The organism is Streptomyces sp. NPDC059866 (assembly GCF_042731325.1).
Lineage (GTDB): Bacteria > Actinomycetota > Actinomycetes > Streptomycetales > Streptomycetaceae > Streptomyces > Streptomyces flavusporus.
In genome coordinates this window covers 67,300-77,994 of record NZ_JBHWJT010000035.1, presented here as the reverse complement: position 1 = coordinate 77,994, position 10,695 = coordinate 67,300, and the positions used below count along the sequence as shown (strand labels likewise).

The 10,695-nt window shown below is 71.2% G+C and carries 12 protein-coding genes; 4 read left to right on the top strand and 8 right to left on the bottom strand.

The genetic code is table 11. The features are described 5' to 3' along the window. Together ACFV7R_RS38035 and ACFV7R_RS38030 are read right to left on the bottom strand one after the other, a co-directional pair. A partial coding sequence (locus ACFV7R_RS38035) for a maltotransferase domain-containing protein (protein ID WP_385272423.1) occupies positions 1-587 on the bottom strand: 587 nt, incomplete at its 3' end. A 72-nt stretch (positions 588-659) separates the two neighbouring features. Further along, positions 660-956, bottom strand: coding sequence for a DUF5133 domain-containing protein (locus tag ACFV7R_RS38030; protein WP_385272441.1), 297 nt, complete (start codon positions 954-956; stop codon positions 660-662). Between the two features lie 306 nt (positions 957-1,262). Between ACFV7R_RS38030 and ACFV7R_RS38025 the strand changes: the two genes are divergently transcribed. Next, a complete protein-coding gene (locus ACFV7R_RS38025; protein ID WP_385272420.1) occupies positions 1,263-1,778 on the top strand; it encodes a pep a2 in 516 nt (171 codons plus the stop codon). A gap of 26 nt (positions 1,779-1,804) precedes the next feature. Next, complete coding sequence (gene glgX / locus ACFV7R_RS38020; RefSeq protein ID WP_385272438.1) at positions 1,805-3,922, top strand: glycogen debranching protein GlgX; 2,118 nt, start codon at positions 1,805-1,807, stop codon at positions 3,920-3,922. A gap of 45 nt (positions 3,923-3,967) precedes the next feature. Here the strand turns inward: glgX and ACFV7R_RS38015 are convergent, their stop codons facing one another. Then, entirely contained in the window at positions 3,968-4,771 is an 804-nt protein-coding gene (locus tag ACFV7R_RS38015) for a VOC family protein (protein WP_385272417.1), read from the bottom strand. A gap of 124 nt (positions 4,772-4,895) precedes the next feature. Between ACFV7R_RS38015 and ACFV7R_RS38010 the strand changes: the two genes are divergently transcribed. Continuing rightward, a complete protein-coding gene (locus tag ACFV7R_RS38010; protein ID WP_240797341.1) occupies positions 4,896-5,219 on the top strand; it encodes an ANTAR domain-containing protein in 324 nt (107 codons plus the stop codon). A gap of 6 nt (positions 5,220-5,225) precedes the next feature. Here ACFV7R_RS38010 and ACFV7R_RS38005 read toward each other — a convergent pair whose 3' ends face one another. Then, on the bottom strand, positions 5,226-6,020 hold the full coding sequence (locus ACFV7R_RS38005) for a SigB/SigF/SigG family RNA polymerase sigma factor (RefSeq protein WP_129797808.1): 795 nt from the start codon (positions 6,018-6,020) through the stop codon (positions 5,226-5,228). Between the two features lie 413 nt (positions 6,021-6,433). On the opposite strand from ACFV7R_RS38005, the gene ACFV7R_RS38000 reads away from it, so the two are divergent. Next, positions 6,434-6,955, top strand: coding sequence for a hypothetical protein (locus tag ACFV7R_RS38000; protein ID WP_385272413.1), 522 nt, complete (start codon positions 6,434-6,436; stop codon positions 6,953-6,955). Positions 6,956-6,964: 9 nt separating this feature from the next. Here the strand turns inward: ACFV7R_RS38000 and hemC are convergent, their stop codons facing one another. The 4 genes from hemC to ACFV7R_RS37980 form a co-directional block, all read right to left on the bottom strand. Continuing rightward, positions 6,965-7,900, bottom strand: a complete 936-nt coding sequence (gene hemC, locus ACFV7R_RS37995) for a hydroxymethylbilane synthase (RefSeq protein WP_385272410.1) — start codon at positions 7,898-7,900, stop codon at positions 6,965-6,967. Between the two features lie 49 nt (positions 7,901-7,949). Next, positions 7,950-8,726 (bottom strand): NPP1 family protein, encoded by a 777-nt coding sequence (locus ACFV7R_RS37990; protein ID WP_385272407.1) that lies wholly within the window; start codon positions 8,724-8,726, stop codon positions 7,950-7,952. A 143-nt stretch (positions 8,727-8,869) separates the two neighbouring features. After that, positions 8,870-9,853, bottom strand: a complete 984-nt coding sequence (locus tag ACFV7R_RS37985; protein WP_385272405.1) for an ATP-dependent DNA ligase — start codon at positions 9,851-9,853, stop codon at positions 8,870-8,872. Between the two features lie 73 nt (positions 9,854-9,926). Then, complete coding sequence (locus tag ACFV7R_RS37980) at positions 9,927-10,616, bottom strand: response regulator (RefSeq protein ID WP_385272402.1); 690 nt, start codon at positions 10,614-10,616, stop codon at positions 9,927-9,929. Positions 10,617-10,695: the final 79 nt, after the last annotated feature.

Here is a 10,695-nt window from a genome sequence, read left to right as displayed (position 1 = left end):
TCCCGCTCCACCAGCAGCGGCAACGGCTCGGACGCCGTCACCAACTCCCGCAGCGGATACCGCCCCAGCACACCGTCCACCTCCGGCGTCAACGCCGCCGCAAGGCGCGTCGCGACCGGAAGCGAATCGTCCCCCAGGGCCCTTGCCGCGTCCAGCAGCACCGTGCGCGCCGTCCGCTCGGGCACGTCGTCGGCGGCCCGCGCGTACAGGTTCGCGCCCTCCTCCAGGACCAGGCCGGTGTCGATGCCGGCCGGGACCTTGATCCGGGCGGTCCGGCGCCAGGTGGTGACCGGATCGCCCCAGGCCTCCACGGTGTAGGTCCAGCGGCCCTCGGTGTCCGGGGTGACCTCGGCACCCCAGCGGTCGGTGCCGGGGGCGAGTTCACGCATCGGCGTCCACGGGCCGGGGCGGCCCTGCGGATCCCGCAGGACGACGTTGGCGGCGACCGCGTCGTGCCCCTCGCGGAACACGGTGGCGGTGACCTGGAACGTCTCTCCAGGTACTGCCTTCGCCGGGCGCCTGCCGCCGTCCACCGCCGGGTGGACGTCCCGTACCGGGATGCGGCCGATGGCCTCGGTCGTACTCATTGGGTCTCACCTCCGTCGTACTCATAGCCGGGCCCCTGGGGCCCGGCTCGGGATCCTGCACCGGAAAGGGGACTACCGCCTTGCCCGGGAACGCCGGCCCGACGGGGGTCCCCGCCGGTGGACGCGGGTCGGGCGTGGACGGCCGTGCTGCTCCAGCAGGTAGGTGGCCTGGCTGGTGCGCAGATAGCGCTCGGCCGCCTCGGCCGCCTCGCGCGCGCAGCGCTTCCCCATCAGCACGCAGAGGGTGTAACCCGAGTCCTCGAAGGTGGCTCGCACCGTGCGGTCGGCGGGGGCCGCGAGCATCACGCGCTCCCAGGTCCGGTACCGCCGCAGCTGCCGGGCGACTTCGGCTCTGGCGGGTAGCAGCATCATGGCGCCGTGTCACCTCCCGGGCGCTCGATGGGCACGTTCCCGACGGTCGGGCCGGCGGCCGTGCGCACGGCGACACGGATCCGTTACGGCGATCGAGGCCTTCACTCATGGTGCACGCACGGCGACCCAGCGTCTTGTTAGAGCTTCAACGACCTCGGTGTGTTGTGCTCGTGTTGCACGAATGGACTAGCGGCCGCACTGTTGAGGGTGACTCAGAAGCGATCAGCGCTCACGCTTCGTGTTCGGGGGTCGGCCCGCTAGGGCGAGGAGGAGCGAGAGCCTCGCCGGTGAGGAGCCACGACGATGAAGACCGCAGTGCCCTGCTACTACCACCTCGACGTGGAGGTCAGCCCGGAACGCGTCGGACAGGTCAGCCGCATCCTGGCGGCCCACCTCAGGTACTGGGACCTCGAACTGCTCGTCAAGCCCGTCTGCCACAGCGCCGAGCTGCTGCTGAAGGCCATCGACGAACACGCCTCGGACAAGCGCACCTCGATCGAGATGTGGTGGAACCGCCAGCACCTGATCACCGCCGTCGGCGGCGACGACCACGGGCTCCGCCCGGACCTGGATCTCCGTGCCTGCCTGGAGCACATCGCCGCGATGAGCGACGGCTGGGGCTGCTGCGCCACGGACACCGGCAGCAAGGTCATCTGGTTCTCGCAGCGGGCCCGCGCCGGCCAGCGCGTCCCCCTGGTGCCGAAGGCGCCCGCCCCGAACCTGCGCGAGGGCCTTCAGGTGCCCCGCGAGCTCCCGGTCACCGCACTGGCCGCCCCGCCGAACCCGGTGGACGACGGCGCTCTGGAGGACGCGCGGTGACGCAGCAGCCGAACCGGAAGACCGGGGTGCCCGCGTGGAGCGGGCACCCCTATCCCTTGGGGGCCGCCCACGACGGCAAGGGCACCAACTTCGCCCTGTTCAGCGAGGTCGCCGAACGGGTCGAACTCGTCCTGGTCGACGACCGCGGGCGGCACCGCAGCGTCCCGCTGACCGAGGTCGACGGCTTCGTCTGGCACTGCTATCTGCCCGAGATCGGCCCCGGCCAACGCTACGGCTACCGAGTGCACGGCCCGTGGCAGCCGGCCCTCGGACAGCGCTGCAACCCGGCCAAGCTGCTGCTCGACCCGTACGCCACCGCAGTGGACGGCCAGATCGACAACCACCCCTCGCTGTACGAGCGTTCCACGGCCGGCCCCGACCCGGCCGACAGTGCCGGGCACACCATGCTCGGCGTGGTCACCGACCCGGCCTTCGAGTGGGGCGACGACCGCCCGCCCCGGCGGCCGTACGCCGACACCGTGATCTACGAGGCGCATGTACGAGGGCTCAGCCGCACCCATCCGGAGGTGCCGCCCGAACTGCGCGGCACCTATGCCGGACTCGCCCACCCCGCGGTCGTCGACCACCTGGTCTCGCTGGGCGTGACCGCCGTCGAACTGATGCCGGTGCACCAGTTCGTGCAGGACGGCCATCTGCAGGACCGCGGCCTGTCCAACTACTGGGGCTACAACACGATCGGCTTCTTCGCGCCCCACAACGCCTACGCCGCGCACGGCAGCCGCGGTCAGCAGGTCGCCGAGTTCAAGTCGATGGTCAGGGCGCTGCACGCGGCCGGGCTCGAGGTGATCCTCGACGTGGTCTACAACCACACCGCCGAGGGCAACGAGAAGGGCCCCACGCTGTCCTTCCGCGGCATCGACAACGCCTCGTACTACCGCCTGGTGGACGGCGACTGGGGGCACTACTACGACACCACCGGCACCGGGAACAGCCTGCTGATGCGCCACCCCTACGTCCTGCAGCTGATCATGGACTCGCTGCGGTACTGGGTCACCGAGATGCACGTCGACGGCTTCCGTTTCGACCTCGCGGCCACCCTGGCCCGGCAGTTCCACGAGGTGGACCGGCTGTCGGCGTTCTTCGACCTGATCCAGCAGGACCCCGTGATCAGCAGGGTCAAGCTGATCGCCGAGCCGTGGGACGTGGGAGAGGGCGGCTACCAGGTGGGCAACTTTCCGCCGCTGTGGTCGGAGTGGAACGGCAAGTACCGGGACGCGGTACGGGACTTCTGGCGGGGCGGCGAACACACGCTGGGCGAGTTCGCGTCCCGGCTGACCGGCTCCTCCGACCTGTACCAGCACAGCAGACGCAGACCGCGGGCCAGCGTCAACTTCGTCACCGCGCACGACGGGTTCACCCTGCGCGACCTCGTGTCGTACAACGACAAGCACAACGAGGCCAACGGCGAGGGCAACCGGGACGGCGAGAGCGTCAACCGGTCCTGGAACTGCGGCGCCGAGGGCCCGACCCGCGACCCCGGCGTCCTGGAGCTGCGGGCCCGCCAGCAGCGCAACTTCCTCGCCACGCTGCTGCTGTCGCAGGGCATCCCCATGCTCTGCCACGGAGACGAACTCGGCCGTACCCAGGGCGGCAACAACAACGCCTACTGCCAGGACAACGACGTCTCCTGGATCGACTGGCGGCTGACCGAGGAGCAGCGCGAGCTGCGGGACTTCACGCGGTACGTCATCGCACTGCGCGCCGCGCACCCGGTGCTGCGCCGGCGCCGCTTCTTCCGCGGCGAGACGGTGACGCACGCCGGACAGCCGCTGCCCGATCTGGTCTGGCTGCTGCCGGACGCCCGCGAGATGACCGACCAGGACTGGCAGCGCTCCGACGCGCACTCCGTCGGTGTCTTCCTCAACGGCGACGCCATCGCCGAACCCGACGCGTACGGCCGCCCCGTGACTGACGACTCCTTCCTGCTGCTCCTCAACAGCTACTGGGAGCCGGTGGACTTCCGGCTGCCGGACATCACCTACGGCGAGCGCTGGACGGCCCTGATCGACACCGCCGACCCCCAGGGCATCCCGGACGAGCGGGAGCACAAGGCCGGCACCGGTGTGACCGTCGAGGCCCGCAGTCTCGTGCTGCTCTCGCGGCCGTCACGCAACGCGCAGTGAGCGGACCGGGCCGGGCGTCCGCCGCGCGCGGCTCCCGGCCCGGCGTCACCGTGCGCGACGTGACGTCACCGTGAACTGGGCGCCGTCGGGGTCGCGCAGGACAGCCTCCTCGGCGCCCTCGCTCAGCACGCTCCCGCCGTGCGCCACCGCGGCCCGGGCACAGGCGGCCGCGTCGCCGACCGCGAAGTGGACCTGCCAGTGCGGCCGGATACTGGGGTCGGGGGCCGTCTCCAGCGCGCCGGACTCGATCCGCGCCACGACTTCCCCGCGCATGCGCATGACGACCTCCTCCCCCTCGTAGGTGACCTCGCAGCACCCGGAGGGTGCGGACGCCCAGTCGAGGACCTCGCCGTAGAAGATCGCGGCGTCGAAGGCGTCGCGGGTGTGCAGCCGGATGAAGGCCGAGGCCGCGCGGCGCCAGGTGTCCCAGTCGGAGGGCAGCTCGCCCTCCCAGATGCCGAAGGTCGCGCCGTCCCGGTCGGCGAGCAGCGCCGCCCGTCCGGGCGGCAGGGAGATCGGGCCGACCGCCGTCGTGCCGCCGCGCTCCTGGACCCGGCCGACGGCCTCGTCGGCGCTGCGGACCGCGAAGTACGGCGTCCAGGCGACCGCCATCTGCCACATGGAGGCCACCGCGGCGATCCCCGCCACCGGTACCCCGTCCGCCAGGGCGATCCGGAAGTGTTCGCCGAGTTTGACCTTCCGCCACTCCCAGCCCAGCACAGCGGTGTAGAACTCCTCGGTGGCCCGTACATCGTGGCTGGTCAGACTCACCCAGCAGGGCGCACCCACGGTGGTGTGCGTGGACATGACGTCCGTCGAAGGGAAGGCGGGTGTCGAGTCATGTGTCATGGCAGTCGTCCTGGTCTCGTCGACCGGCAGCTACCGGTCTGGCACCAGTGTCCAACCGGAACCGGTCCTGGCGCCTGCCGAGTACCCCGGTGGCAGGTGGCAGTACCGGTGGGAGGATGGAGGGGTGACACGCGTACCGCCGGACGCCACGGACCAGGTCCAGGCACTGCAGGACGAAGTGGCCCAGCTCAAGGAAGCCCTCGCCTCCCATGCCGTGGTGGACCAGGCCATCGGCATGATGGTCGCGCTGGGGCGGGTGACGCCGGACCAGGGGTGGGCGGTGCTGAAACAGGTCTCCCAGCACACGAACATCAAGCTCCGCAATGTCGCGGAACTGATTCTGATCTGGGGCCGCAGGGGGGAGCTGCCCCCGGAGATCCGCGTCGAACTGGAGGACGCCCTCGACCGGCACGGTCCGACGCAGATTCCCGGCGCGCCCCCTCAGTGAGCCTCCTCAGCGGACCGTCCCGGCCAGCAGTTCCTCGCGGAGCCGGGCGAAGCAGGCGCTGAGCAGCCGGGAGACGTGCATCTGGGAGATGCCCAGCTGCTCCGCGATGCAGCTCTGGGTCATGCCCCGGAAGAAGCGCAGGTAAAGGATGGTGCGCTCACGCTCCGGCAGTGCCTGCAGACAGGGCGCCACCGCCACCCGGTCGACGACGACGTCGTAGCGCGGGTCGGGACCGCCGATCGCGTCTGCGAGGGCGTAACCGTCGGTGCCCGGCATCTCCGCCTCGAGCGACAGCGCGGTGAAGCACTCCAGGGCCTCCATCCCGATGCGTACCTCGCTCTCGCTCAGCTGCGCGTGTGCGGCGATCTCGGCGATGGTCGGGGCCCGCCCCGGGGTCGTGTGCGCCAGTTCCTTCGCGGAGCGGCGCACCCGGTTGCGCAGGTCCTGGACGCGCCGGGGTACGTGCAGCGTCCACATGTGGTCACGGAAGTGGCGTTTGATCTCGCCGGTGACGGTCGGCACGGCGTACGCCTCGAAGGCGCGGCCGCGGGAGGGATCGTAGTGGTCGACGGCCTTGACGAGGCCGAGTGCCGCTACCTGGTACAGGTCCTCCAGGGCCTCGCCGCGGCCCCGGAACCGGACGGCGATGCGCTCCGCCATGGGTAGCCAGAGCCGCACCAGCTCGTCGCGGAGGGCCTTGCGTTCCGGGCCCTCGGGGAGCTGCTGGAGCCGTTCGAAGTCGGCGGCGGTGTCTGGGGCGTCGTCGTGAGGGTGTTGCTTCGTTCTGCCGGCGGTACGCATACCGCGCGCCTCCCTCAGCAGGTGCCGGGTGGACAGACACCGTGGGAAGCGCGCTCGGACCGCACGAAAACACCGGGGCCGGCGAGCCGGTTCCCACGGACGTGCCTCCTGTCCGAAGCACTTCCCTGCAGATTCCCTGGACAAACCGGGATGAAACACCTTTCGTGAATAGCGTGACACCTTGCGACCAGGCGGTACTCCACCGTCGACATCCGGTCGGCGGCCGGTCCGCTGATCTCGTGTCCGGACGTGATGTGCGGCACGCCGGTGAATCCGCCCGTGCCGATTCTCCCTGCGCACGGCTTGATCAGCGATCAAACGGGTGAATTCCCTGGCCACGGCGCATTCCGCTCATTTGACAGTGCGCCGAGCCCACGGATAGGAAGCAGCTTCGAGAGTTCGAGAGGTGGACCGTGTACGAGCCGAACGTGGTCGGGGACTGGCAGGAGTACGACGAGCATGCCGGCCTGCGCGTCCGCGTCCACCGACTGGAGCGGGCCGAGCCGCCGCGGGGACGCGACGACGCCGCCGAGGGACTGACGTACTTCCGGGTCCGCGTGACCGTCGAGAACCGCGGCGAGCGAAAGTTCGGCATCCACCTCGAGGACGGCCAGATCGACCTACGGATCGGCCCCGACGGGGAGAGCGCGTTCCTGGACTGGCGCAACTCACAGTTCATCGAGGGCTACGACGTCTACCCGCTGCGCCGCGCCACCGCCGTGCTGTACGCGGCCGGACCCGAGGCCGCCCTGGACCGGGTCGACGTCCAGGTGCAGCTGCGGGTGGACGACGACTGGACCGACCGCCGGCTGTGGGCGGGTGGCACCGGCCTGCCCGAGGGTTCCTCCTGCGCCCCCTCCGCGGCGGGCCGGGAGAGCCTCGCCCACCAGGTGAGCAACTTCCTGCGCGGTCAGGCGGAGGAGGGCACCGCCTGACCGGACGGGTCAGTGCGGGATGCCGTCGATGATCTCGCGGGCGCCCTGACGCAGCAGGGCCACGGCGACCGAGGTGCCGAGCGTGGCCGGGTCGAGGCGGCCGGCCCACTCGTGGGCGTTGAGCCGCGTCTTGCCGTCGGGGGTGAACACACAGGCCCGCAGGGACAGCTCGCCGCCGCGGTCCACCCGGGCGAACCCGGCGATCGGGCTGTTGCAGTGGCCCTGCAGGACGTGCAGGAACATGCGCTCCGCCGTCGCCTCCCGGTGCGTGTCCGGGTCACCGAGCGCACTGACGGCGTCGATGAGGTCGTCGTCGCCCTCGCGGCACTGCAGGGCGAGGATGCCCGCGCCGATCGGCGGCATCATCGTCTCGGGGGAGAGGACCTCGCTGATCACATCGCGGCGCCCGATGCGTTCCAGGCCGGAGACGGCGAGCAGCAGCGCATCCGCCTCGCCGGCGGCCAGCTTCGCCAGCCGCCGGTTGGCGTTGCCGCGGAACGGGACGCACTCCAGGTGCGGATGGGTGGCGGCCAGCTGGGCGACGCGGCGGACGGAGGAGGTGCCGATCCGGGTGCCGGGCGGGAGTTCGTCGAGGGTGCGGCCACCCGGGTGTACGAGGGCGTCGCGGATGTCGTCGCGCTCGAGGAACGCGGCGAACACCGTGCCCGCGGGGAGCGGCCGGTCGGCGGGGATGTCCTTGACGCAGTGCACCGCGAGATCGGCCGCACCGGCCAGCAGCGCCGCGTCGACCTCCTTGGTGAACGCGCCCTTGCCCTCGACCTTGGCGAGATCGCCCATCCACTTGTCACCGGTGGTCTTCACCGGCACGACCTCGGTGCGCACGTCCGGGTGCAGGGCCGCCAACTCGGCGCGTACACGCTCCACTTGGGCGAGCGCCATGGGGGAGTCGCGGGAGACGATGCGGATCAGATCGGGGACCGGCATGCGGACACCATAGACCGTTGCCGGTCCCCGTCGCTCCCGAGACCGCGGATCAGGCGTTCGGGTCGAACGCGATGCCCGACGGCTTCGCCGAGGCGAGGTGGGAGTTGAAGCTGCCGTCCTTCAGACCGAAGCTGGCGCTGCCGAAGTTGTACGAGGTCAGCTTGTCGCGCACGCCGGCCGGGTAGCCGTTCCAGCCGACCAGCGGCGGGTACTGCCAGGTGCCCTTGTGGTTCTCCGGCGGCTCGTCATTGGAGTTGGCGGCACGGAAGCAGTGCGTGCTGATGCCGTCCTTGTGGTAGACGATCTTCGCGTGGGTGCCGTCGAAACGGATCTGCGACGCGGCGTGCACGGTGAACGAACCGTGGTTGGACGTCGAGACGTACTGCACCTGGTTGTTCTGCACCCACACCACGACGTGCTCCCAGTCATGGCGGTGACCGCCGAGGCTGCTGCCCGCCACGGCCTGGTCCTTCTCGAAGTACAGGCCGTACATGTAGGCGCACCAGCCGTTGTTGCACTTGTAGCGCGAGTAGCTGTTGGTGTTGTCGAGGTCGAAGGCGTCCCGGCAGCTGCCGTTGAGCGCGCCGGTCGGGTTGAGGCCGCCGTTGACGGTGCCGTCGGGTCCGACGGCGGGCGTGGAGTAGCAGCCGTCCGTGTCGTAGTCGAAGGCCGGCTGGTACGTCCGCTCCTGGCTGTCGGCGTTCGCGGGCAGGGCGGGCGGCGGGGTGGCAAAGGCGGTGGCGGGGAAGGCGACGACGAGCGCGACGGCGCCGGCCAGGCCGGTGAGCCATCTCCTGCGGTGCAGCGTGGACTTCGGTGACGACACTGCGTCCTCCTCCTGATTCGGGCGCAGCCCAACGGCTGTGGGGGGAAAGGGCAGTTCAGCTTCCCCGGGATTCCCTTCCAGGCCAAGAGGTCACAGGCGTCCCCCTGGTGAAGGACAACCGACAACTTCCTGCTGACGCAGTGTCAGGCGAGGTGTTCGGGCAGGTCGGCGGTGGACTCCTCGGGCGTGAGGTCCTGCCGCAGCCGCAGCCACGACGGCTGGCGCAGCAGCCCGGTCCTGGTGCGGGTGGTGAAGCGGACCTCGCCGACCAGCCGCGGCAGCACCCAACGGGCGCCCGCCACGGGGGGCACGGGGTGGAAGGGGCACACGTCGGTCGTGAGCGTCCGCAGCAGCGCCGCCAGTTCCGTCCGCTCGGCCTCGTTCCAGCCGGTGCCCACGTTGCCCACGTAGCGCAGCCGTCCGGCGGAGTCGCGCTGACCGAGCAGTACCGAGCCGGGCAGGCCGGTCAGCCGCCCCTTGCCGGGCAGCCAGCCGCCCACGACGACGTCCTCGCCGCGCATGTTGCGGATCTTGATCCAGGCCCGGGAGCGCACCCCCGGCTCGTACACCGAGTCCAGCCGTTTGCAGACCAGGCCCTCCAGGCCGTGCTCGAGAGTGGCTTGCAGCGCCTGCTCGCCGTGCCCCACGAGCGCGCCCGGCGTCGACCAGAACGGTCCGTCGAGGCCCAGCCCCTCCAACCGGGCGCGCCGCCGGACGTAGGACTGCCCGGTCAGCGAGTGCCCCGCCAGGTGCATCACGTCGAACAGTACGAGGTGGACCGGCTCCTGCGCCGCCCGGCGGGCCGCCCGGGACGGCGCGTGTGCGAGGCTCATACGGGACTGCAGCAACTGGAAGTCGGAGCGCCCCTGTTCGTCCAGTGCCAGGACCTCCCCGTCCAGCACCGCGGGCGTGCTGCCGAGGGCGCCGCCCAGCGGCAGCAGCTCCGGGTAGGTGGCGGTGATGTCCTCGCCGGACCGGGCGCGCAGCAGCACACTGCCGTCGCCGGGCAGGTAGATCACCGCACGCTGGCCGTCCTGCTTGGTCTCGTAGGCCCACCGCGCGTCCTGTGCGGCGGGCGGCAGCGTGCCGGGCGTGGCGAGCATCGGGGCGATCAGCGGCAGGGTCACGGGCCTAGGTGTCGACGGGGCAGGGCGGTGCCACGCGCCCCGCCCGCAGGAATCCCCTGAACGGCGGGTGGGGTCAGCGGCCGACGGAGGGCGGCGGTACGGCCCGGACCAGGCCCGAGTGGTAGGCGATGACGACCAGTTGGGCCCGGTCCCGGGCGCCCAGCTTCGTCATCGCCGTGTGGACGTGTGCGCGCACGGTCAGCGGGCTGAGCAGGAGCTTCTGGGCGATCTCCTCGTTGGAGTGCCCCTCGGCCACCCGGCCCATCACCTCGCGTTCGCGGGCGGTGAGCGCGGTGAGGTCCTCCGGGGTGGCCAGCCGGGAGTCCTCGGCGGGCGTGGCCAGGAAGCGGGTGATCAGGGCGCGGGTGGCGAGCGGGCAGAGCAGGGACTCGCCGAAGGCCACGGTCCGCAGGGCGTCCAGGAACCCGTCGGCGGTGACGTCCTTGCCGAGGAAGCCGCTCGCGCCGACCCGCAGCGCCTCGGCGACGTCCTCGTCGATCTCGAGGGTCGTCAGGATCAGCACCCGGGTCGCGGACAGCTCCGGGTCGGCGCAGATGGCGGACGTTGCGGCCAGGCCGTCGGTGCCGGGCATACAGATGTCCATCAGGACGAGGTCGGGCCGGTGGGTACGGGCGAGGTCGATCGCCTGGGCGCCGTCGGTGGCCTCGCCCACCACCTCCATGTCCTCGCAGGAGTCGATCAGAATGCGGAAGGCGGCCCGCAGCAGGGCCTGGTCGTCGGCGAGCAGCACGCGGATGGTCATGGGTTCCGTCTTCCCCTGCCCGGGCGATGGGGTACGGCGTCAGTCGGGTGGTGACCTCGAATCCCCCTCGGGACGGTGC